Source organism: Streptomyces sp. NPDC002845 (assembly GCF_053591955.1).
In genome coordinates, this window is sequence record NZ_JBSFUU010000123.1 from 1 (window position 1) to 20,165 (window position 20,165).

At 69.5% G+C, this 20,165-nt stretch carries 23 protein-coding genes, 1 tRNA gene and 5 pseudogenes; 14 read left to right on the plus strand and 15 right to left on the minus strand.

Annotated elements, in window-relative coordinates; all coding sequences use genetic code 11:
• The 5 genes and pseudogenes from ACWD3C_RS44770 to ACWD3C_RS44790 all read right to left on the minus strand — a co-directional run.
• Positions 1-1,452, minus strand: a pseudogene (locus ACWD3C_RS44770) (ISAzo13 family transposase); the annotation flags it as partial.
• 54 nt (positions 1,453-1,506) lie between these two features.
• Positions 1,507-2,145: an endonuclease gene (locus tag ACWD3C_RS44775; protein WP_451153927.1), complete on the minus strand. Its 639-nt coding sequence runs from the start codon at positions 2,143-2,145 to the stop codon at positions 1,507-1,509.
• A gap of 67 nt (positions 2,146-2,212) precedes the next feature.
• Entirely contained in the window at positions 2,213-2,545 is a 333-nt protein-coding gene (locus ACWD3C_RS44780; RefSeq protein ID WP_451153929.1) for a DUF3140 domain-containing protein, read from the minus strand.
• A 79-nt stretch (positions 2,546-2,624) separates the two neighbouring features.
• Positions 2,625-3,107 (minus strand): Dps family protein, encoded by a 483-nt coding sequence (locus ACWD3C_RS44785; RefSeq protein WP_451153931.1) that lies wholly within the window; start codon positions 3,105-3,107, stop codon positions 2,625-2,627.
• Entirely contained in the window at positions 3,104-3,397 is a 294-nt protein-coding gene (locus ACWD3C_RS44790; protein WP_451153964.1) for a WhiB family transcriptional regulator, read from the minus strand. The genes ACWD3C_RS44785 and ACWD3C_RS44790 overlap by 4 nt, the downstream gene beginning before the upstream one ends.
• Before the next feature lie 219 nt (positions 3,398-3,616).
• On the opposite strand from ACWD3C_RS44790, the gene ACWD3C_RS44795 reads away from it, so the two are divergent.
• Positions 3,617-4,393 carry a sulfite exporter TauE/SafE family protein gene (locus ACWD3C_RS44795; RefSeq protein WP_451153933.1) on the plus strand — a complete coding sequence of 259 codons (777 nt, stop codon included), beginning with the start codon at positions 3,617-3,619 and terminating at the stop codon, positions 4,391-4,393.
• Positions 4,394-4,404: 11 nt separating this feature from the next.
• On the opposite strand, the gene ACWD3C_RS44800 is transcribed toward ACWD3C_RS44795, so the two are convergent.
• Entirely contained in the window at positions 4,405-5,193 is a 789-nt protein-coding gene (locus ACWD3C_RS44800; protein WP_451153935.1) for an HAD-IIA family hydrolase, read from the minus strand.
• A 108-nt stretch (positions 5,194-5,301) separates the two neighbouring features.
• Here ACWD3C_RS44800 and ACWD3C_RS44805 point away from each other — a divergent pair, with 108 nt between their 5' ends.
• Positions 5,302-6,051: a cobalt-precorrin-6A reductase gene (locus ACWD3C_RS44805; RefSeq protein ID WP_451153966.1), complete on the plus strand. Its 750-nt coding sequence runs from the start codon at positions 5,302-5,304 to the stop codon at positions 6,049-6,051.
• 2 nt (positions 6,052-6,053) lie between these two features.
• Here ACWD3C_RS44805 and ACWD3C_RS44810 read toward each other — a convergent pair whose 3' ends face one another.
• The 3 genes from ACWD3C_RS44810 to ACWD3C_RS44820 all read right to left on the minus strand — a co-directional run bounded on the left by ACWD3C_RS44810 (position 6,054) and on the right by ACWD3C_RS44820 (position 8,036).
• Positions 6,054-6,530: a hypothetical protein gene (locus ACWD3C_RS44810; RefSeq protein WP_451153937.1), complete on the minus strand. Its 477-nt coding sequence runs from the start codon at positions 6,528-6,530 to the stop codon at positions 6,054-6,056.
• 119 nt (positions 6,531-6,649) lie between these two features.
• Positions 6,650-7,420 carry a precorrin-6A synthase (deacetylating) gene (gene cobF, locus ACWD3C_RS44815; RefSeq protein WP_451153939.1) on the minus strand — a complete coding sequence of 257 codons (771 nt, stop codon included), beginning with the start codon at positions 7,418-7,420 and terminating at the stop codon, positions 6,650-6,652.
• A 79-nt stretch (positions 7,421-7,499) separates the two neighbouring features.
• Positions 7,500-8,036 carry a DUF309 domain-containing protein gene (locus ACWD3C_RS44820; RefSeq protein WP_451153941.1) on the minus strand — a complete coding sequence of 179 codons (537 nt, stop codon included), beginning with the start codon at positions 8,034-8,036 and terminating at the stop codon, positions 7,500-7,502.
• Between the two features lie 97 nt (positions 8,037-8,133).
• Between ACWD3C_RS44820 and ACWD3C_RS44825 the strand changes: the two genes are divergently transcribed.
• The 5 genes and pseudogenes from ACWD3C_RS44825 (at position 8,134) to ACWD3C_RS44845 (ending at position 11,421) form a co-directional block, all read left to right on the plus strand.
• Positions 8,134-8,207: transfer RNA gene (locus ACWD3C_RS44825), tRNA-Pro, on the plus strand.
• A gap of 539 nt (positions 8,208-8,746) precedes the next feature.
• Positions 8,747-9,082 carry a sensor histidine kinase gene (locus tag ACWD3C_RS44830; protein WP_451153943.1) on the plus strand — a complete coding sequence of 112 codons (336 nt, stop codon included), beginning with the start codon at positions 8,747-8,749 and terminating at the stop codon, positions 9,080-9,082.
• Positions 9,079-9,745, plus strand: a pseudogene (locus tag ACWD3C_RS44835) (response regulator). The gene ACWD3C_RS44830 and the pseudogene ACWD3C_RS44835 overlap by 4 nt, the downstream one beginning before the upstream one ends.
• Before the next feature lie 141 nt (positions 9,746-9,886).
• A complete protein-coding gene (locus tag ACWD3C_RS44840; RefSeq protein ID WP_451153945.1) occupies positions 9,887-10,837 on the plus strand; it encodes an NmrA/HSCARG family protein in 951 nt (316 codons plus the stop codon).
• 116 nt (positions 10,838-10,953) lie between these two features.
• Positions 10,954-11,421 carry a MarR family winged helix-turn-helix transcriptional regulator gene (locus ACWD3C_RS44845; protein WP_451153947.1) on the plus strand — a complete coding sequence of 156 codons (468 nt, stop codon included), beginning with the start codon at positions 10,954-10,956 and terminating at the stop codon, positions 11,419-11,421.
• A 404-nt stretch (positions 11,422-11,825) separates the two neighbouring features.
• On the opposite strand, the gene ACWD3C_RS44850 is transcribed toward ACWD3C_RS44845, so the two are convergent.
• The 3 genes and pseudogenes from ACWD3C_RS44850 to ACWD3C_RS44860 all read right to left on the minus strand — a co-directional run.
• Positions 11,826-12,323, minus strand: coding sequence for a LysR family substrate-binding domain-containing protein (locus tag ACWD3C_RS44850; RefSeq protein ID WP_451153949.1), 498 nt, complete (start codon positions 12,321-12,323; stop codon positions 11,826-11,828).
• A pseudogene (locus ACWD3C_RS44855) lies at positions 12,319-12,450 on the minus strand (helix-turn-helix domain-containing protein); the annotation flags it as partial. The gene ACWD3C_RS44850 and the pseudogene ACWD3C_RS44855, both read right to left, overlap by 5 nt.
• Positions 12,451-12,595: 145 nt before the next feature.
• Positions 12,596-13,075: pseudogene (locus ACWD3C_RS44860) on the minus strand (LLM class flavin-dependent oxidoreductase); the annotation flags it as partial.
• A gap of 121 nt (positions 13,076-13,196) precedes the next feature.
• Between ACWD3C_RS44860 and ACWD3C_RS44865 the strand changes: the two are divergent.
• Positions 13,197-13,670, plus strand: a complete 474-nt coding sequence (locus ACWD3C_RS44865; protein WP_451153950.1) for a MarR family winged helix-turn-helix transcriptional regulator — start codon at positions 13,197-13,199, stop codon at positions 13,668-13,670.
• 105 nt (positions 13,671-13,775) lie between these two features.
• Positions 13,776-14,243 (plus strand): MarR family winged helix-turn-helix transcriptional regulator, encoded by a 468-nt coding sequence (locus ACWD3C_RS44870; RefSeq protein ID WP_451153951.1) that lies wholly within the window; start codon positions 13,776-13,778, stop codon positions 14,241-14,243.
• 35 nt (positions 14,244-14,278) lie between these two features.
• On the opposite strand, the gene ACWD3C_RS44875 is transcribed toward ACWD3C_RS44870, so the two are convergent.
• Both ACWD3C_RS44875 and ACWD3C_RS44880 read right to left on the minus strand, forming a co-directional pair.
• Positions 14,279-14,650 (minus strand): DoxX family protein, encoded by a 372-nt coding sequence (locus ACWD3C_RS44875; RefSeq protein ID WP_451153952.1) that lies wholly within the window; start codon positions 14,648-14,650, stop codon positions 14,279-14,281.
• Positions 14,651-14,829: 179 nt separating this feature from the next.
• Positions 14,830-15,324 (minus strand): carboxymuconolactone decarboxylase family protein, encoded by a 495-nt coding sequence (locus tag ACWD3C_RS44880; protein WP_451153954.1) that lies wholly within the window; start codon positions 15,322-15,324, stop codon positions 14,830-14,832.
• 120 nt (positions 15,325-15,444) lie between these two features.
• Here ACWD3C_RS44880 and ACWD3C_RS44885 point away from each other — a divergent pair, with 120 nt between their 5' ends.
• The 5 genes and pseudogenes from ACWD3C_RS44885 (at position 15,445) to ACWD3C_RS44905 (ending at position 19,325) form a co-directional block, all read left to right on the plus strand.
• Complete coding sequence (locus ACWD3C_RS44885) at positions 15,445-16,437, plus strand: pirin family protein (protein WP_451153956.1); 993 nt, start codon at positions 15,445-15,447, stop codon at positions 16,435-16,437.
• Between the two features lie 27 nt (positions 16,438-16,464).
• Complete coding sequence (locus ACWD3C_RS44890; RefSeq protein ID WP_451153958.1) at positions 16,465-16,803, plus strand: GNAT family N-acetyltransferase; 339 nt, start codon at positions 16,465-16,467, stop codon at positions 16,801-16,803.
• 95 nt (positions 16,804-16,898) lie between these two features.
• Positions 16,899-17,611: pseudogene (locus tag ACWD3C_RS44895) on the plus strand (LLM class flavin-dependent oxidoreductase); the annotation flags it as partial.
• Positions 17,612-17,746: 135 nt separating this feature from the next.
• Entirely contained in the window at positions 17,747-18,319 is a 573-nt protein-coding gene (locus ACWD3C_RS44900) for an MmyB family transcriptional regulator (protein ID WP_451153968.1), read from the plus strand.
• Positions 18,320-18,353: 34 nt separating this feature from the next.
• Positions 18,354-19,325 (plus strand): arginase family protein, encoded by a 972-nt coding sequence (locus ACWD3C_RS44905; RefSeq protein ID WP_451153960.1) that lies wholly within the window; start codon positions 18,354-18,356, stop codon positions 19,323-19,325.
• 199 nt (positions 19,326-19,524) lie between these two features.
• On the opposite strand, the gene ACWD3C_RS44910 is transcribed toward ACWD3C_RS44905, so the two are convergent.
• Positions 19,525-20,040, minus strand: a complete 516-nt coding sequence (locus ACWD3C_RS44910) for an isochorismatase family protein (RefSeq protein WP_451153962.1) — start codon at positions 20,038-20,040, stop codon at positions 19,525-19,527.
• Positions 20,041-20,165 lie beyond the last annotated feature (125 nt).

Genomic DNA, 20,165 nt, shown 5'->3' on the forward strand with positions numbered 1-20,165 from the left:
CGCCCGCGCCTGGCGCGCGGAGTCGCTCACCGCCCCGGCGTTCGTGGCGAAGCCGCTCACGTTGGTGTGCCAGCGCCGGGATCAACGAGTTGACCAGAGCGTCCAGTTGCGAGATGGCCATGCCGGTCAGCTCCGGGTCGCGGAGCAGAGAGGTGTCGAGCCCGTCCGGGCACCCGGGCTGCTCGGCGACGATCGCGGCGGCGGCTTCCGATCCTGCCTCGCAGGCGGGGCCGGCTGGGGGCCGCCAGGGTGGAGCGTGTAGTTCCAGTCGCCGTGGAAACGGTGCCGGCTCATCGGCAGCGCATCGATTTCGTCGTCGGTGACCTTTACGCCGGTGTTGTAGGTGCCCGGGTCGAGTTCGGCGCGGACTCTCAGCCCGGTGTGGGTGGTGGTTGCCGTGATGCTGTTCACGATGACTTCGTGGCTGGTCAGCGGCCTGCCGCGCCAGTTCATGCTGATGTGGGAGAACAACCGGTGCTCCACCTTGTTCCACTTCGATGTCCCGGGCGGCAGGTGACAGACCGTGACGTCCAGGCCCGTCTGACAGGCCAGAGCGGCGAGTTCACTCTTCCAGGCGCGGGTGCGGTAGCCGTTGGAGCCGCCCGCGTCGGCGGTGATCATCAGACGGGTGGCGTGTGGGTAGTCGTGGCGGCCGACCGCCTGCCACCAGCGGCGGATGGAGGCGACAGCGAACACGGCGGTGTCGTGGTCGGTGCCGACACTGACCCAGCCGGTGTCGGCGGCGATATCGTAGATCCCGTACGGGATCGCCTTGCCCGGCCCCTGCCGGTCCAGGAAGTCATGCGTCTTGACCAGCACCGGCTCACCCTCGGGCCGCCACTGACGCCCGGCGTTCTTGTAGTCGCCGACCAGCTCTTTCTTCTTGGTGTCCACGCTGATCACCGGGTCCCCGGCACCCATGCGGTCCTTGGCCTGGTCATTGGTGTAGCGGAACTGGGTGTCACGGTCGGGATGCTGCTCGCCTTCGATGGTCTTGGCGTTGGCCTGCAGGCTGAAGCCCTCCTCCCGCAGCAGATCCCCGACCGTGTCCGCGCTCACCTTGTGTCCATGGCGGGTGAGCTCGGCCGCGAGATTCCGGGTCGACTTCGTCGTCCAGCGCAGCGGCGACATCGGATCCCCGCGCACATCCGGCTCGACCAGTGCCAGCAGCGCGGGTCGCAGACCCGGATCCACGTCCGCGGCCCTCTTCCGCCCGCCGCCAGGTCGGCGCACCCGGCCCAGCGGTTCCTCGCCGGCCTCCAGCTCGTCCACGCCCTTACGCACCGTTGTCTCGCTGACCCCAGCCGCACGCGCGACCGCCCGGAGCCCGCCATGTCCCAGGACCCGGGCCCCGGCCCCCATCAGCAGCCGCCGCTGGCGCTCGTCCAGATGCGGGAACAACACCCCAAACTTCACGGCGAGTTGGTCGCAGATCGACTCGGAGACGCGCATACCACACCAACGAGCTGAATCACGGGAAGCAACAGGTTGATTCTCTGCGAGCCCTTAGCCTGCGCGGCGGAGGGCGTCTTTGGCGACTTCCTTGTCCAGCGCCGCGCGCACCAACGCCGCTGCCAGCACGGCCGGTTCGGTGTCCCCGGCCAGCTTCACCAGCTCGTCGGGGTCGTCGGGGAGGTCCAGTCGCCGGGCGCCGGACAGGGCCTTCTCGTCGATATAGGGGGCCACTTCGGGCCATACGCGCTGTGCCTCGCGCAGGAAGATGTCGGCGCCCGCCGGGCCCATCCCCGGGATCTTCCGCAGCAGACGGCGCAGTTCGGCCACGTCCCCGTCGGCCTCGTCCCGCATCCGCCGCAGATCCCCGCCCCAACGTTCCGTCATGAGCTGTGCGCCATCACCGAGTTGGGTGGCCGTCCGCTCGTCGTAGCGCCGGTACCCGCCCCGGCCCAGCGCGTCCACCCGTTTCTGCCACTCGGCGTCGGCCATGCGGCGGGCATCGCGCAGGCCGGCCTCGTGCAGGGCGCGGGCAGCGGCGACCGCGACCGAGCCGCGGATGCGGGCGCTGAGCAGACAGGCCAGCACGAGAAGCCGGTACAGCGGCTGCGGGGTGTCCGTCAGCCGGATGCCCGCCTCCTCGGCGTACGTACGGCCGTGCTCCGTGACAAGGGCCTTGATCACGCTGTCCATGGCGCTGTCTCCATGGCTTGAGGTCTCTGCGGCATGAGGTCTCTATGAGGTCTCTACGGCTTGAGGTCTACGGCTTGAGAGAGTCGTGGCCCACCGTCATCAGGCGGTGGCGGCGGCGCGTCTCGTCGGCCTCCGGCTCGTTCTCCAGGTCCCGCTGCGAGGTGACCATGTCGACGACCTTGTACATGACGCGGATGTCGTCGTCCGTGAGGTCCGTGCGCCGCTTCTGCAGGATCGCCAGAACGTGCTGTCCGGTGGGCGAGCCCGGCTCCTCAGGCAGCGGCTCGGTCTCCTCGCCCGCGTACCGGACCCGCAGCCAGGCCGCCAGCTCCTGTGAGGTCATGTTCACCACGCGGTGGAACTCGTCCCACAGCGCGTCGAGTTCAAGGGCGTCGGTCATGGGGTGCTCCTTTCGTGCATGGCCGACTTTCGTTCCTGGCCGACCGGCCGACCCGTCACGCCGGTCGGTCCCCGCGTCGTCAGTCCCCGCGCGGCCAGTCCTCGGCCTGGAACATCCAGCGCTGCTTCTCGAACTCGGCCGTCAGGGAGATCAGCAGTTCCTGAGACACACGATCCGTGTGCTCCGTCGCGTCGATCCGCTCGCGCAGCCGCCTGATCGCCGCCCCCAGCGCCTCGACGAACAGCCGTACGACTTCGGTGTCCTGCAGCCAGCCGTCCTTGGGGCCCTGGAGGTGGAACCGGGTCGCCACGGTCTCCGGGCGTCCGTCCGGGGCGACACCGAGCGCCGCCGCGCGCTCGGCCACCGTGTCGGCGTACGAGCGTGCCGCGGACACCACCTCGTCGAGCTGGAAGTGGATCGAGCGGAACCTCGGTCCGACGATGTTCCAGTGGGCCTGCTTGGCGATGAGCGAGATCCCGAGCAGATCCACCAGGGTCTCCTGCAGTGCCTCCCCGGTGACCCGGCGGGCGGGCTCGGGGAGCGTGCTCGTCACACTGGTCATGGCGCGCTACTCCTCGTGGTCGTGATCGATACCGTGGCTCGGCGCCGGGCCGCGTCGGCGTCCCGGGCCGTACGGAGCAGGGCGGCGCGCTCGTCCTCGCATAAGCCGCCCCACACGCCCGAGGTCTGGCCGTTGCTGAGCGCCCAGGTCAGGCACTGGACGGTTACCGGGCAGCGGGCGCAGACACGCTTGGCGGCGACGATGTCCTCCAGCGCCGGCCCTGACGTGCCCACGGGAAAGAACAGGTCGGGGTCCTCTCCTGCGCAGGCCGCTCTCCGCAACCACTCCATGTGGGCGCGGGTGCCCAGGACGGATGGCTGAAAACACGGCGTCCCGGCGCTGCGGAGCTTCGGCGCTGTGGCGTGCCGGTGCCGCGACCGGACGGTGCCCGTTCCCGCACCGGCGAGGCCGGGTTCCCCGCCGGCGAGGCCCGTTCCGGTGGCGGCAGGGGCCACCTGGCGAGACGGTCCTGTCGCCGCGAGTTACGTGGGCATAGCATCGGTCCCCGCATGAACACGATGACGCTCTGGCACATAACCATCTGGGAGTTCGCCGCGCTCGCCGCCGCGGCCATGCTCGTGGGCTTCTCCAAGACGGCCGTGAGCGGGGCCAACACGGTCAGCCTCGCGATCTTCGCGGCCGTCCTGCCCGCCCGAGCCTCGACGGGTGTGCTCCTGCCGATCCTCATCGTCGGGGACGTCCTCGCCGTACTCACCTACCGGCGGCACGCCCACTGGCCCACCCTGTGGCGGCTGTTCCCGGCGGTGGGCGCGGGCGTCGTGTTCGGCGCTGTCTTCCTGATGTGGGCCGACGACAGGATCGTACGGACCTCCATCGGCGCGATCCTGCTGATGATGGCCGCGGTCACTCTCTGGCGCCGCCGGTCCGCCGAGCGGGAGGAAGAGAACCCCGACTCGGTGACCACACGGGCGGGCGGTGTGAAGGCCCGCTCCTACGGGGTCCTCGGCGGGTTCACGACGATGGTCGCCAACGCCGGCGGCCCCGTGATGTCGATGTACCTGCTGTCGGCGGGCTTCCGCAAGCTCGGCTTTCTGGGCACCTCCGCCTTCTTCTTCCTGATCGTCAACGTCTCCAAGGTGCCCTTCAGCGTGGGCCTCGGCCTGATCGACGGGCCCTCACTGCTCCTGGACGCCGCACTTGTGATGTTCGTCGTGCCCGGCGCGTACATCGGCAAATGGGCGGTGAACCGGATCAACCAGCGTCTGTTCGAGCGGCTGGTGATCGTGGCGACCGTGGTCGGCGGGGTGCAGCTGCTGGTGCGCTGAGTGGACGGGACTCAGGACCCGGCCAGCAGCGTGGGCAGATCCGCGAAGGAGTCGAGCACATGGTCGGGCTCGCCACTGGCCGCGCGATGCGTCTCGGGCAGGTACTTGCCCGTCCTGACGAGCACGCCCGTGATCCCGGCCCGCTGCGCCGCGAGCACATCGGACTCGATGTCGTCCCCGATCATCAGCGCCTCGTCCGCGTCGACCCCGAGATGGGCCAGCGCCGTCGCGAAGAACGCGGGTGACGGCTTGCCGGTGATCTCGGCCTCGGTACGGGCGGCCTCCTCCAGCCCGACCAGGAACGCACCCGTGTCGAGTTGCAACCCGGCGTCGGTACGCCAGTACAGGTTGCGGTGCATGGCGACCAGCCGGGCGCCGCGCTGGAGATGGCCGAAGGCCCGGTTGAGCGCCGCGTAGTCGAACTCGGGCCCGGCACCGCCCACGACGACGACATCCGGAACGTCATCGTCGTCGTCCTCGATGAGACCGACATCGGCGAGGTCTTCCTGGATGTCACCGCTGTTCAGAAGGGAACAGCGCGCCCCAGGGAAATGCTCGGCGAGATACACGGCGGTGACCGACGGCGCGGTGAGGATGTCCTCGGCGTCCACCGGGAACCCCGCGCCCGCCAGGGTCTCGGCGATCGACGCGCGCGTACGGGACGTCGTGTTGGTCAGCAGCGCCACGGCCGACCCGGACGCCCGCACCTGCCGCAGCGCCTCGACCGCGCCGGGCAGCGGCTTCCACGAGACGGTGAGAACCCCGTCGATGTCGATGAGAACGGCACGCACTGAAGCCATGCCTGGACGATACCGAGGCGGGCGAGGAGTGCGGTCGCGCAGCGCCGACGGACGGCACCCGGCGCGCCGCCACGAGAGGGACCTCGTACGCTCGACCCCATGCCCCCCGTGTCCCCCCACGTCCTGGTCCTCGGCGGCACCACCGAGGCCCGCGAACTCGCCGCGGAACTCGCTCGGCGCCCCGATGTCCGCGTGACCACGTCCCTCGCGGGCCGCGTGTCCCGGCCGGGGGCGCTCGAAGGGGACGTACGGATCGGGGGGTTCGGCGGCGCGGAGGGACTGGCGGCCTGGCTGCGTGAACAGCGGGTCGACGCGGTCGTCGACGCCACGCACCCCTTCGCCGCGGGCATCACGGCGAACGCGGCACGGGCCGCTGCGGCGACGGGTGTCCGTTCCGTGGTCCTGCGCCGCCCGGGCTGGAGCCCCGGCCCCGGCGACGTCTGGCACCCGGTGGCCTCCCTGGCCGAGGCCGCCGCGCTCCTCCCGTCGCTCGGCCGCCACGTCTTCCTCACCACGGGCCGCCTGGGCCTCGCGGCCTTCGCCGGCCTGACCCGGCTCCGCTTCCTCGTACGGTCGGTGGAGGTGCCCGAGCCCCCGATGCCGCCGCACACACAAGTGCTGCTGGCCCGCGGCCCGTTCACCGTCGCCGACGAGAAGTCCCTCCTGCGCGAGCACCGCATCGACGTCCTGGTGACGAAGGACAGCGGGGGAGACGCGACGGCGGCGAAGCTCGCGGCCGCACGGGAACTCGGCGTACCCGTCGTCGTCGTACAGCGGCCACCGCTCCCGCAGGGCGTGACCACGGCACCGGACGTGCCGAGAGCCCTGGCTCGGCTGGGTCTCGGCTCAGCTCCGTGACCTCAGGCGCGAATCCGGTCGATGGCCCGCAGCACCTCGTCACGGTTCTTGGCGCTCTTGATCCAGGCCGGGAGCCGGGCGACGTACGTCATCGTCGGTCCGACCAGGTGCCCGGGAGGGCGCTCGCGCAGCGACGCGGCGACGAACCGCCGGAGATACTCCAGCTGTTCGAGGTTGTACGCCCACACCCAGCCGTGACGGGTCTCGGTCTGGAGCCACAGCGGCAGCCTGAAGTACGGGTCGCGAGCCGGGACGTACGAGCTGCCGGAGAACATGACCGACTTGCCCGCCCAGGAACGCGCCAGGCCACAGGCCCGGCAGACAAGCCGCCGGGGCGTGAACAACTTGTTCCCGTCCGCGTCCGGATGCCGTCGGACGTGGGCGATCCGCTCGCATCTCGGGCACCGGACCAAGGCCGAGCCGACGAAGTCGTACTCGGTGGCGTGGGAATCCCGGAAGCGGGCGGGAGGGGCGGACATGGCCCGAGTCTGGCAGCCGGACGCACCTCGGGCACATGGTTTTCCGCCGCGCAGCGCGCGGAGGCGAATACCCGGGGGCATCCCGTACCCGGGAGGGCCGGCCGTGCGCCAGATCCTCCTCAGCCCTTCGGACGCCTGCGCAGCAGGTACGTGTCCATGATCCAGCCCTTCCGCTCCCGGGCCTCGGCGCGCAGCCGCTCGATCCGGGGCGCGGCCTCGGCGATGGGGCCGGAGACGAGGATCTCGTCCGGGGTGCCTATGTAGGCGCCCCAGTAGATGTCCATGTCCTGGTCGGCGTACCGCCGGAAGGCCTGGTGGGCGTCGAGCATGACGACCACGTCGTCGACGTCCTCGGGAAAGCCCTCGGAGAGCCGGCGGCCCGTGGTGATCTGGACGGGCCGGGCGACCCGGTTGAGCCCCGTGCGGTGACGCGCGACGAGCGCCGAGACGCTGCTGATACCGGGTACGACGTCGTAGGAGAACGCCACCGCACCCCGCTCCAGCACCTCCTCCAGAATCCCGAGCGTGCTGTCGTACAGCGCGGGATCGCCCCACACCAGGAACGCACCGCTCTCGTCCTCGCCCAGCTCCTCGGCGATCAGCTGCTCGTAGATGCCCGCGCGGGCGCTGCGCCAGTCCCCGACGGCGGGGGAGTACGCCGCACCCCCGGCGGACCGGTCGCGGTCGGGGTCGCGGGCCTCCACCACGCGGTACGACCCCTGGGGTATGTGCGCGTCGAGGATGTCACGGCGGAGCTGGACGAGGTCCGACTTCACCTCGCCCTTGTCCAGGATGAAGAACACGTCCGTGCTCCTCAGCGCCTTGACCGCCTGCAGGGTCAGCTGGTCGGGGTCGCCCGCCCCGATGCCGATGACATGAATCTTTCGCACGCCCCGAGTCTGCCGCACGCCACTGACAGTGCCGGTGCCGGGGCACACTGCGGTGACCTCGCCGTTCCCCGGCGCAGGCCTACGCGGACCTGTCACCCCGCAACCGCGGCGCCCGGGCCCCGGCGTCCACCGCCGCCCCGTTCCGCTCCACGGTCGACGCCAACTCCCGTGCCCAGACGCCCAGTTCCACCAGGTCGATCCCGTACGGCCGGGGCTCCCGGGCCTGCGTACCCCACTCCTCGACGGCCCTCGCGCCGCGCCGCAGCAGCCGGGCCCCGCCCTTCGCGTTCCCGCGGGCCGCGTGGGTGAGGCCCACGGCGAGCTGGGCGAGCCCACGCCACAGCGCGCGTTCGTGCTCGGGCCCCGACTTCCAGGCGTCCTCGAAGACCTCGTGCGCGTGGAACGGCTTGCCCGCGTCGAGCAGAGCCTGCGCCTCGGCGACCGACTCCTCGGGGCGCCGTACGACCCCTTCGGGCTGCCGCGGCTCGCCTTCGACGCCGTACGGCAGGGGCCGCCCCAGCCCGTCGCGCGGACGAGCGCTGCGCGCCCGCCCCTCCGCGTCCCGGTCGCGCCCACTGCCCGCCCGGTCTGCCGATGTCCCGCTGATACGCCTCATACGCCGATTGTCGCGCGCCCCGCCGCCTTCGGAGCTGTCACCGACGTGCGGTAAAGTTCTGTCCGCACGATCACGCGGGCCACCGTGGAGAGCGCATCGGGACGTGGCGCAGCTTGGTAGCGCACTTGACTGGGGGTCAAGGGGTCGCAGGTTCAAATCCTGTCGTCCCGACGGTGCGAAGGGTCTTCGCAGGCGAGAGCCTGTGAGGGCCCTTTTTCACGTGGATCGCATTCGGGCTTCGAGGTTGAGCACGCCGCTCATAGGCGCCTTTACCCGGAGGTTTGCGAGGATGCCGCTTCTGGACCTGGACAAGATCACTGCGGGGCTGTCGACGACCTGGCCGGGGTTCCTGCGGGACTGGGACCGCTCGCTGCGGTCGGGGAACCATCCGGAGACCGCCCGGTACAACTATCTGCTGGCGGCTGGCGGCCGCCCAGTTGGGCCGATACCTGTGGGGAGTATTCGCCGGATCCGGAGGCGTATGACGCGGCTGAGCCGGATTCAGCAAGTTCCACAAGCAGTTCAGGGATCCGGACGGTGCCTGAGTGACTGGGATGGTCATCGTCTTCAGCATCCTGTATGACGTGGCGGCGGCCGGGGACAGCGCACCGAAGACTCCGCTGGGGCTGGTTACGCGAGTTGTGTGCGCAAGGGATCCGCCGACGGCATGCCGCGGGTCGCCTTCGGCACCTTGGGCGAATTTCCGCAGCGTGCCCCTGGACCGGGCAGCGGAGCTGCTGCGCGTGTCCCAGGGCTTGCTGGCCAACGCTTGCGAGCACGCACATGCCGCACATGTGTGGGTCACGCTCGACCGCCGGGACGCCGGCGCGGTCACGGTGGAGGTGTGGGACAACGGTGTGGGCTTCGACACCGCGTCACCGGGCAGGGGAGATGCCGCGGGCGGGCGCGGATTCGGACTGGCCGCGGGCCGGGAGCGACTCGCCGCGTACGGCGGCACGTTGACCGTCGACAGCACGCACGGACGGGGCACCCGGGTGCGGGCGACTCTCCCCGTGGAAACCTCCGTCCTCGCGAGCACGCGATGAGTGAGGCACCTCCCGCGACGGTCCGGGTCCTGATCGTGGACGACCACGCCGTCGTACGCGCCGGACTGCTCGCCCTCCTCGAGGGCGAGCCCGGCTTCGCCGTCGTCGGCGGGACCGGCGACGGACAGGAGGCCGTGCACCTCGCCCAGCGGCTCCGGCCCGACGTGGTGCTCATGGATCTCCGGCTGACCGACGGGGCAGGGGCCGGTGAAGGGGACGACGGCATCGAGGCGACCCGGCGGATCACCGCCTCGGTGCCGGGCGTACGCGTCGTCGTGCCCACGAGCTACCGGGCCCAGGGCGACGTCGTACGGGCGATGGAGGCTGGTGCCCGCGGCTACATCCTCAAGGCGGGCCCGCCCGAGGAACCGTTCCGAGCCGTGCGTGCCGCAGCCACCGGGCGGACGGTTCTCGCCCCCGAGGCTGCCGAGCGGCCGGCCGGCCACGTCTCCCGAGGCGGAAGCGGCAGTGAGTGAGCGGGAGACCCAGGTGATACGGCTGCTCGCCCAAGGACACAGCAACCGGGACATCGCCGCCGCGCTGTTCCTCAGCGAGGCGACGATCAAGACCCATCTCGTACGCATCTACCGGAAGCTCGGTACCGAGAACAGGGCAAGCACGGCCACCGGGGCCGTCCGCCGCGGCCTGATCGAACTGGGCTGAAGCGACGTACGACCCGCCTGTGAACATGGCTGAAACCCGCCCTGAATCCCACCCGCAAAAGTTGATGCGTCAATCGGCAGGGTGTAGCGTTTCTGTTGACGCATCAACTAGAAGTTCTCTCCTTGGACAGGGGTAGCAGGTATGAGCGACAAGAAGATCATCGCGGTCACCGGAGCGACGGGTGCACAGGGTGGTGGCGCCGCACGGGCGATCCTCGCCGACCCGGACTCGGGCTTTACGGTGCGCGCGCTGACCCGGAATCCCGACTCGCCCGCCGCCAAGGAGCTTGCCGAGCTCGGGGCCGAGGTCGTACGGGCGGACTTCCACGAGGAGCCGACCGTGCGCAAGGCGTTCGAGGGTGCCTACGGTGCCTTCCTCGTCACCAACTTCTGGGCGCACGGTTCGGCGGCCAAGGAGACGGACGAGATCCACGTCCTGGTCCGGGCCGCCAAGGCCGCAGGACTCAAGCACGTGGTCTGGTCGACGCTGGAGGACACCCGCGAACTGCTGCCGCTGGACGACGGCCGGATGCCCGTCCTGCAGGACAAGTACAACGTGCCGCACTTCGACGCCAAGGGCGAGGGCAACGAAGTGTTCAGGCAGGCCGGAGTGCCGACGACCCACCTGAACACCACCTTCTTCTTCCAGGGATTCCTGCAGGGTCTGGGCCCCCGGCGCGCCGAGGACGGCGTACTGACGCTGACCCTGCCGCTGGAGGACGGCAAGCTCCTTTCCGGGGTGGACGTGGCGGACATCGGCCGGACCGCTTTCGCCATCCTCAAGGGCGGCGAGCAGTTCATCGGCCGCACCGTCAGCCTGGCGGGCGACCACCTCACCGGTGCGCAGTACGCGGAGAAGCTGGGGGCCGCGATCGGCGAGCCGGTGCGCTTCCAGTCCGTCCCGTACGACGTCTTCCGCACCTTCGACATCCCGGCGGCCGAAGAAATCGGCAACATGTTCCAGTACTACGGCGACTTCGACCGGGAGTTCACGGGTGCCCGCGACCTGGACCGCCTGCGGGAACTCAACCCGGCGCTGAAGAGCTTCGACGCCTGGCTGGCCGAGAACGCCTCGAAGATCCAGGTGAGCTGAGACTGGCAACAGACAAGGCCCCGGGGCACTGCCCTGGGCCTTCGTCGCGCTCCGGCTCACCGCACGCCGGCTCACGCGCACTATTCGATGATCTATCAACTAGTTACACTCCCTTCATGGGAGAGACGGTGCGGTGGTTGACGCCGGAAGCGCAGCACGCGTGGCGGAGCTTTCTGCGGTTGCAGAAGCGGCTCGAGGCCCGGTTGTCGCGCTCGATGCAGGCGGAGTCGGATATGTCGATTGCCGATTTTGTGGTCCTGGTCAATCTCACGGACGTACCGGACGGTCGGCGGCGGATTCTGGATCTTGCCCGCGCCTTGGAGTGGGAGAAGAGCCGGATGTCCCATCACATCGCCCGCATGGCGAAGCGCGGGATGGTGGTGCGGGACGAGTGCGTCGAGGACGGGTGCGGCGCGTTCGCGGTGATCACGGAGGCGGGACGTGCGGCCATCGAGGCCGCTGCCCCGCGTCACGTGGAGGCGGTGCGCGCCGTGTTCATCGACCACATCACGCAGGCGGAGTTGCGGACGCTGGCCCAGATCTCCGAACGGGTCGTGGGCAGGTTGGACGAGGACGCGTCCTGATCCAACCCGACGGCGTTATGCGCCCCGCACGCTGCCTGAAGAGTCGGCCCGTGGCTCCGGAGTCCGGTGGTGTGTCCGGTCGGCGGGAATCACTGCCTCCAGTTGGGGTTCCGGCGAGTTGCCGGGCTCCGTCGGGTCGTTGGCGCGCAGTCGGCGCACCGCTCGGCGCAGCGCCGTGACGAGCGGCGAGGTGTCGTCGGCGCGGGTGCACAGCGAGATCGGGCACGGCTCGACGCCGGTGAGCGGGACGAACGTAACCCCGGGTGGAGGTGGCAGCCGGCCACGAACGCGCCGATGATCGCGACGGCCTGTCCTGTGGCGACGACCTCCAGCAGCTCGTCCATGGTGCGGACCGAGGGGCCGTAGCGGACGGGAGTCCCGCTGGGCCGTGGATCGCAGGCCCATCAGCGCACCCACGCGGGATCGGCTTCGTCGCTGGTGACGTGCGGCTCGCCGTCGAGGTCGGTGAGCGAGACCTCCGCGCGTGCAGCGAGGCGGTGCGTGACGGGCAGTGCCACGACCCGGGCTTCGTGGCGCACCACCTCCAGGCGCAGGCCGGCCGCTTCAGTGATCGGGGGCCGTACTACCAGTGCCGCGTCGACCACACCCTCGCGTACGGCCAAAGCCTGCTGCGGCCAGGGAAGCTCCGTCAACCGGACGGATACGTCGGGGACCTCGCGGCGCAGCTCGTCGAGCATGCGAGGCGTGAACGGACCGGCCGAAGCGGTGATGAAACCGACCCGCAGCGTGGTGGCCAGCTCGTTGGCGGTGGGCCTCCACGGCGGCGACAGCCCGGTCGGCCGCGGCGAGCGCCTCACGCGCCTCGGCCAGGAAACGCTCGCCGGCCGGCGTGGGACGCACCGGGTGGGCGGAGCGGTCCACCAACTCGACGCCGAGCGCACGCTCCAGCTTGCGGACCTGCTGGCTGAGCGACGGCGCGCTGATGCAGAGCTGTTCCGCCGCGCGGCCGAAGTGGCCCTCGTCGATGACCGCGGCGAGGTAGCGCACGAGATGCAGGTTGAGGTCCACGGTGACTCCTACCCCTGGCGGGCCGGGCGTACGGCGATTGTGGTGGCGTGGCTCGGCCGATGTTAGCGCGTTGATCAGCGGTGTTAGTCGATCAGTTCATGAAACGAGCGAAGTGCGTCATGGACCCGGGCCGGTGGCGCGACCCAGGATGGAGCTTGGTGCCGCCCCAGGTGACGGGCTTCTCCTCCAGCAGCTTGGCGAAGAGCTCGGTCTTCTCCTCGAACAGCACGTCGTAGTCGCTCAGGTCGTATCCGAAGAGGGGGAACGACTCGGTGAAGGAGCCGCGCCCGAGGATGACCTCGGCCCGGCCGTTCGAGAGCGCGTCCACGGTCGAGAACCGCTGGAACACACGGACCGGATCGTCGGAGCTCAGCACGGTCACACCGGAGGACAGGCGGAGACGGTTCGTACGCGAGGCGATGCCGGCGAGCACGGTCTCCGGACTCGAGATCGCGAACTCCGGGCGGTGGTGTTCACCGAGGGCCAGGACGTCGACGCCGGTCTCCTCCGCGAGAACGGCCTCGTCGACGACCTGCCGGATGGCCTGCGCGTCGGACACGGGGGTGCCGGAGTCGTCCTCCGGTACGTCGCCGAACGTGTCCAGGCCGAAGACGAGATCAGACATGGGTGGACTCCTCCTGCTGTGCTCCCCGGCCGTGGCCTGGGTGGCATGGATGCAGTTCGTTGACGCGTCAATCATCGCCCTCATGTGATTGACGTGTCAATAAAGAAGAGGCGGTGGCACCATGGCAGAGCGGCGCAAGGCATTTCCCACCACCGAGGAGCTGCGGATCTGGCGGGACTTCATCGAGGCGACGGAAGCGCTCCGCTCCGAACTCTCGTCACGCCTGCAGAGCGAATCCTCCTTGTCGCCCGGCGACTACGCCGTGCTCCTCGCGCTGCGCGAAGCGGAGGGGCGCAGGCTGCGCCCCTCCGAACTGGCGGCCCGCATTGGCTGGCAGCGCAGCCGTCTCTCGCACCAGATCGGGCGCATGGAGCGGCGAGGGCTGGTACGGCGCGAGGAGTGCGCCACCGACAGCCGAGGCGCCGAGGTGGTGCTCACGCCCGACGGCGCGGAAGCGTTCCGGAATGCGTCCCTGCCCCATCTGCGTGCCGTACACGAACTGTTCGTCAATCCCCTCACGCCGGGCCGGCTCGCCGCGGCAGAGGAACTCGCGACGGCGTTGCGGATCGGCCTGAAGGCGCCGCGCGACACCTGAGGGCGGACCTCCCGTCCACGGCGGTATCGGTCAGCGCCAGGGCAGGACAGGTCGGGCCGCGCCTCCGGAGTTTGGTGAGCTATCAACTACGTTTACCATTACGTCATGGGAGAAACGGTGCGGTGGCTGACGCCAGACGAGCAGCACGCGTGGCGGAGCTTTGTCCGGTTGCATGAGCGGCTCGGAGGCCGCTTGTCGCGCTTGTTGCAGACAGAGTCGAACTTGTCCGCTGCCGACTTCGCGGTGCTGGTCAGTCTGACGGATGTGCCGGAAGGGCGGCAGCGCTATCAGGATCTGGCCCGCGCGCTGGAGTGGGAGAAGAGCAGGATGTCCCACCACATCGCGCGGATGGCCGGGCGGGGGCTGGTGGTGCGGGAGGAGTGCCTTGAAGATGGGCGCGGCGCGTTCGTGGTGATCACGGAGGCCGGGCGTACGGCGATCGAGGCTGCTGCCCCGCTCCATGTCGAGGCGGTGCGTGAACTGTTCCTCGACCATGTCACGCCGGCAGAACTGCGCGTTCTGGGCGACGTTTCCGAACGCGTCGTGGAGAAGTTGGACGAGGACGCGTCCTGACCCGGGAAGACGGCTGGCGCGCGGTGATATGCGGGTCACATCGCGAGTCCGAGCGTCACGGCAGTGGCCACTGAGAACGGGATGAGAATGATGGGGGCCATGGCGTTGCCGCGCGTGGCAGGGTCGGCGTAGTCGCCGGCCTTGGCGTGGAAGCCCACCGCGCCGACCATCGTGATGGCGAAGCCTATGGCGGCCGCGATGCCGAGCGGCTGCCAGAAGAGGCCCACGATCAGGCCCACCGTGGCCGCGACCTCGGCCAGTCCGATGAAGCGGACGCGGCTCGCGCTCAGCCCCATGTGCGACTGCAGGCCGACGGAGACGTCGCCCTTGAGAAGCGCCTTGGGCGCACCCGCGGCCAGCGTCACAAGGGCGAGGAGGACGCTGAGAATGGCGGCGGTGACGTACATGGGGTGGTTCCTTTCGTGCGGGCCACGCCGGGGGCGGAGTGGACGCAGATTTTCGTGGTTGATTCGTCAACAGGAGACTCTAAGTAAGTGTAGATGATGCGTCAATCAAATGGCGATCCCTTGTCGTCACCTCCGGTGATCGAGCGGCGCGGTAAGCCGGGCCTGTATGTCGGTGGCGCCTACGCCTCGCGGAGCGCCGGCACCGGATGCTTGCTCATGATCGACACCCGGTTGAACGCGTTCATGGTGATCGCCACCCAGATCGCGGCGGAGATCTGGTCGTCGGTGAGGACCTGTCGGGCCGCTTCGTATTCGTACGCGGACGCCTGTGCGTCGGCGTTCGTCGGATCAGTCGTCGCCTCGGCCAGTGCGAGCGCCGCGCGCTCCGAGCGGGTGAACAGGTCGGTGTCCTGCCAGGCTGCCAGTACTCCCAGCCTCTGCGCCGACTCGCCTGCGCGCAGGGCCGCCTTGGTGTGTCTGTCCAGGCAGTAGGCGCAGCCGTTCACCTGTGACACGCGAAGGTTGATCAGTTCCACGGTGGTGCGGTCGAGTTCCGCCTCGGCGGCGACCGCGCGTACCGCCTCCGCGGTCTGCGTCAGGGCGTGGAAGGCCTTGGGGCTCTGTTTGTCGAGGAAGATCCTCCGCGCTGTGTATCCGGTGGTGTGGTTGCTCACTGTGGGCCTCCTCGTGGCCGCTGCGGCCGGTCCGCACGCCGGATGCGTGTTGTGGCCGTCAGCCTGCATTCGTGGCATTGTAGTTGATGTAGCAACTAGATGCTGTGAGAGGTGGTTCCGGTGAGCAATGTGGAAACCGAGCCTGCGGAGCTGAGGTGCGGAGCCCTGGTCGACGACGACGGGCGGCCGGGCGGAGCGCCCCGGGTTGATGTGCTGTCGGCGCGGGAGGTGCCCCTGGGTGGTCCGCGTGCAATGCGCGTGCGGCGGACGCTGCCGCAGCGGGCCCGTACGCTGATCGGAGCCTGGTGCTTCGCGGATCACTACGGCCCCAACCAGGTCACCACGTCGGGCGGCATGGACATCGCCCCGCATCCGCACACCGGGCTGCAGACGGTGAGCTGGCTGTTCAGCGGGGAGATCGAGCACCGCGACAGTCTCGGCACCCGCGCCCTGATCCGGCCCGGCGAGATGAACCTCATGACCGGCGGATACGGCATCTGCCACTCGGAGGTCTCCACTCCGCGCACCACTGTCATCCACGGCGTCCAGCTGTGGGTGGCGCTTCCCGAGGAGCACCGGGACGCCGACCGGGACTTCGAGCACTACGTTCCCGAACCCGTGCGAATCGACGGGGCCGAGATCAGGGTCTTCCTGGGCTCGCTCGCCGAAAGCACCTCCCCGGTGCGGACCTTCACGCCCCTGGTCGGTGCCGAGATCACCCTCGAACCGCGCGCGGCGATCACCCTCCCCGTGGACACCGCCTTCGAGCACGGCCTGCTCGTGGACAGCGGGGACGTCCGCCTGATCGACACCGTGCTGCGCCCGGCCGAACTCGGCTACGCTCCCTGCGGTGCCGACGCCCTGACAGTCGTGAACGAGTCGGACGCTCCGGCGCGGGTGATCCTGCTCGGCGGTCCTCCTTTCGAGGAGGAGATCGTCATGTGGTGGAACTTCATCGGACGCAGCCACGAGGACATCGTCCGGGCCCGAGAGGAATGGCAGGCGGCCTCCGAACGTTTCGGCGCCGTCGAGGGTTTTCCGGGGGATCGCCTTCCCGCGCCGGCCTTGCCGAACGCCATCATCACTCCGCGCCGGAATCCTCCGCGTCGCTGACCTCCTACGAAAGCGAAAGGGCGCCTCATGAGCCAGTCTTCCGCCGCTCCGAGCGTCGAGCGGGTGGACGCCGAGCACCGGTACGAGATCTTGGTCGACGGCCGGCGTGCCGGTGTGACGGCCTACCGTGACCGCGGTGCGCAACGGGTCTTCTTCCATACGGAGATCGACGACGCCTTCGCCGGTCAGGGCCTGGCCGCACCGTTGGTTCAGCAGGCACTGGAGGACGTACGCGAGTCCGGGAAACGGATCGTGCCTGTCTGTCCCTACGTGGCCAAGTTCCTCAAGCGGCATGCCGAGTTCGCCGACATCACTGACCCCGTGACGCCCGACATCCTGCGCTGGCTACAGGCGGAACTCAGCTGACGGGAGCCGCTGTCGGCGGGGCGGAACAGGGAAGCTCCGGGGTGTGTTGGCGCACACCGTTGATCTGTCAACCACATGGGTGAAAGCTGAGGACAATGCAGTTCGGCATCTTCACCGTCGGTGATGTGGCCACCGACCGGACCACCGGTCGTACGCCGACCGAACACGAGCGGATCAAGGCGATGGTCACCATCGCGCAGAAGGCCGAAGAAGTGGGGCTGGACGTCTTCGCCACCGGTGAGCACCACAACCGGCCGTTCGTGCCCTCGTCCCCGACCACGATGCTCGGCTGGATCGCCGCACGCACCGAGCGGATCATCCTGTCCACGGCCACCACGCTGATCACCACCAACGACCCGGTGAAGATCGCCGAGGATTACGCGATGCTGCAGCACCTGGCCGACGGGCGCGTCGGCCTGATGATGGGCCGCGGCAACACCGGCCCGGTCTACCCGTGGTTCGGCAAGGACATCGCGACGGCATCAACCTCGCCATCGAGAACTACGCCCTGTTGCACCGGCTGTGGCGCGAGGACATCGTCGACTGGGAGGGGCGCTTCCGTACCCCGCCGCAGGGCTTCACCTCCACGCCCCGGCCCCTGGACGGCGTGCCGCCGTTCGTCTGGCACGGCTCCATCCGTTCCCCGGAGATCGCCGAGCAGGCCGCGTACTACGGCGACGGCTTCTTGGCCCCGAGCGGCGGTGCCCGCAGGGTGCCGGGGCTGCGCCGTGAGGAGGTCGCCCGTCTGGCCGAGGTGAGCACGGACTACGCCCGCCTGGAACAGGGCAGACACCCCCACGTCTGCGAGGCCGTCCTGAGCGCCGTGGCCCGCGCCCTGCGCCTGGACGACACCGAGCGCGGCCATCTCTTCGCGCTCGCCCGGCCCCGGACAGCGCGGTCGGGCCGCTCTCGTCCGGTCCGTCCGCAGCGGGTACGGCCGGAGGTGCACCGGATGCTGGACGTCCTCAACGGCGTCTCACCGGCCATGGTCCTCAACGACCGGCGGGACATACTCGCCGCCAACCAGCTGGCCCGCGCACTGATCATGGACTTCGGGACAGTGCCGTACCGCGAGCGCAACCTCGCCCGCTACGTCCTGCTCGACCCCGCCGCCCGGGAGCTGTACGCGGACTGGGAAGAGGTAGCGGAGATCATTGTCGCCAACCTGCGCCTGGCCGCAGGACGGCACCCCGACGACGCCCGGCTGAACGAACTGATCGGCGAGCTGTACGTCAAGGTGCCGGAGTTCCAGACCTGGTGGTCGAACCACCGGGTGGACCAGTGCTCCCACGGCAGGCAGCGGTTCTTCCACCCTGTGGTCGGCGAACTCACGCTGTACCACGAGTCGCTGGCCTTCCCCGGCGACCCCAACCAGATCATGTGCCTGTACTCCGCCGAACCCGGCACCGCCTCCGCCCAGGCCCTCAGCCTGCTCGCGAGTTGGACCGCATCCCCTGCCACGACCGGCGACCACGAGTCCAACAGCCCCGAGCCCGCCACCAAACCGCAACGGTGAGGACCCCGGATCCCCGGATCGAAAGGAACCCTGCATGGCGCACGCCGACTCGTCACCGCCCTACGACCTCGACCGTGACGACGTCAGCCTCCGGCTTCTGTGGCCCCAGTGGCAGGGCGCGGGCGCATCGGTCGTACAGGAGCTTGCCCCCGAGTTCCCCCTCCCTGTCGCCCGCCGCGGCTACGCCGTGGGTACAGCGGTCCTCGAAGCGGTCCTGCCCCCGCACGACGGCTCCACCGCGGCCGTACCGGTCTCGATGTCCGACGAAGGCATGGAGGAACGTGACGGCGTCGAGGCCAAGGTGGTCGTCGTCGAGCAGCTCGCGAGCGCCCTGGACGTCATCCGCCGGCACAACCCGGCACGGATCACCACCCTCGGAGGCGAGTGCGCAGTGAGCGTGGCTCCGTTCTCCGAGCTCGCCCGCCGCTACGGCGACGACCTGGCGATCGTCTGGATCGACTCCCACCCCGACATCGGCACCCCGCAGAGCGAGTACGCGGGCTATCACGCGATGGCCGTCGCCGTACTCACCGGCCACGGCGATCCCGACGTTACGAATCTGCTGCCGGCGACCGTGTCACCGGACCGGGTCGCCCTCGTGGGGCTGCACGAGTGGACCGACGACGATTTCCCGAACGTAGCCGAATGGGGCATCCAGTCCTTCGGCCCCGACGAGCTGCGCGCATCCACCCGGCACGTCCTCGACTGGATCGCGGCCACGGGCTGCTCGCGCGTCGCCATCCACTTCGACGTCGACACGATCGACAGCAACGAGATCGGCCTGGGTCTCGGCATGGTGCCGGATGGTCTCACCAGCAGCGAGGTGCGGCGCATCGTCACCGACATCGGCGGATCCGTGGACGTCGTCGGTTTCACGATCGCGGAGTTCATCCCCCGGCAGGTGATCCACCTGCTGCAGATCCTGAAGGGGTTCCCGCTGATCTCCGGAACATCACTCCCGCACAAGGAGCAATCCACGCGCACCGGAACACCGCCGCGCAGCTGAAGGAACGCCTGGCCGCGGCTTGACCAGAGCGTCCTGCGGAGTTCCGCGTCTGACGCATCCGCTTCGGAACGGGTCCCGTCAGATGCCCGCAATGCCGCCCCCGCCCACCGCATCGGGTAGGAAGGCCCGCTACCGAACGGCGGCTCCATGCCCTCCGCCAGCCATGACCAGGGGCTGCCCTGTTGAGATCCTGGCGAGGTCAGCCATGCTTGAGCTTCTCCAGCTCGGCCTGGCGCCAGGTGTAGATCTCCGTCATGATCGCGCCCTGCGGGGACGACCAGTCGAGGCCCGACTCGGCAATCTGGGCGAAGGTCATGTTGGGCACGCTGCCGGCCTGGATCATGCGCTGGACCGCCAGGTCGTGCGCCTCCTTGCTTGTGCCGCCGACCGCGTCCGCGGGGAAGGTGGTCTTGAGGCCTTCGGCCTGCATCTCTGCCACCGGGAAGGCCAGGCAGATCTCGGTCCACAGGCCGAGCATGATGAAACGGCGGCGCCCGGTCTTCAGCATCGCCTGGCGGAAGGCATCGTCGTCCCAGGCGTTCATCGTGTTCCGGTCGATCTCGGGAACGTCCGGTATCTCCGCACGCAGTTCCGGGAGCGTGGGGTGGTTGACGCCGCCCTTGACCCCGACGGTACTCAGAACGACCGGCATCCCCATCCTGACCGCGAGGCGGGCCAGCGACCTCGCGTTGACCATCATCAGCTTCTGGTCCATGGATTGGACCGCCTCGAGCATTTCCGGCTGGTACTGAGGTTGAACTCGCTATGGCGGGTGGGGATCTGACGTTTCATGATTGTTGCGGTATGCCGGAGGTATGCGGTATGCGCAGGGCGGTGGGC

Bases quoted from the DNA above. Each gene is read 5' to 3' on its own strand.
- ACWD3C_RS44775 (WP_451153927.1), bottom strand. From the start codon at position 2,145: ATGGACAGCGTGATCAAGGCCCTTGTCACGGAGCACGGCCGTACGTAC.
- ACWD3C_RS44780 (WP_451153929.1), bottom strand. From the start codon at position 2,545: ATGACCGACGCCCTTGAACTCGACGCGCTGTGGGACGAGTTCCACCGC.
- ACWD3C_RS44795 (WP_451153933.1), top strand. From the start codon at position 3,617: ATGAACACGATGACGCTCTGGCACATAACCATCTGGGAGTTCGCCGCG.
- ACWD3C_RS44865 (WP_451153950.1), top strand. From the start codon at position 13,197: ATGGCAGAGCGGCGCAAGGCATTTCCCACCACCGAGGAGCTGCGGATC.
- ACWD3C_RS44810 (WP_451153937.1), bottom strand. From the start codon at position 6,530: ATGTCCGCCCCTCCCGCCCGCTTCCGGGATTCCCACGCCACCGAGTAC.
- ACWD3C_RS44800 (WP_451153935.1), bottom strand. From the start codon at position 5,193: ATGGCTTCAGTGCGTGCCGTTCTCATCGACATCGACGGGGTTCTCACC.
- ACWD3C_RS44905 (WP_451153960.1), top strand. From the start codon at position 18,354: ATGGCGCACGCCGACTCGTCACCGCCCTACGACCTCGACCGTGACGAC.
- ACWD3C_RS44840 (WP_451153945.1), top strand. From the start codon at position 9,887: ATGAGCGACAAGAAGATCATCGCGGTCACCGGAGCGACGGGTGCACAG.
- ACWD3C_RS44870 (WP_451153951.1), top strand. From the start codon at position 13,776: ATGGGAGAAACGGTGCGGTGGCTGACGCCAGACGAGCAGCACGCGTGG.
- ACWD3C_RS44845 (WP_451153947.1), top strand. From the start codon at position 10,954: ATGGGAGAGACGGTGCGGTGGTTGACGCCGGAAGCGCAGCACGCGTGG.
- ACWD3C_RS44890 (WP_451153958.1), top strand. From the start codon at position 16,465: ATGAGCCAGTCTTCCGCCGCTCCGAGCGTCGAGCGGGTGGACGCCGAG.
- ACWD3C_RS44910 (WP_451153962.1), bottom strand. From the start codon at position 20,040: ATGGACCAGAAGCTGATGATGGTCAACGCGAGGTCGCTGGCCCGCCTC.
- ACWD3C_RS44875 (WP_451153952.1), bottom strand. From the start codon at position 14,650: ATGTACGTCACCGCCGCCATTCTCAGCGTCCTCCTCGCCCTTGTGACG.
- ACWD3C_RS44790 (WP_451153964.1), bottom strand. From the start codon at position 3,397: ATGGAGTGGTTGCGGAGAGCGGCCTGCGCAGGAGAGGACCCCGACCTG.
- ACWD3C_RS44820 (WP_451153941.1), bottom strand. From the start codon at position 8,036: ATGAGGCGTATCAGCGGGACATCGGCAGACCGGGCGGGCAGTGGGCGC.
- ACWD3C_RS44785 (WP_451153931.1), bottom strand. From the start codon at position 3,107: ATGACCAGTGTGACGAGCACGCTCCCCGAGCCCGCCCGCCGGGTCACC.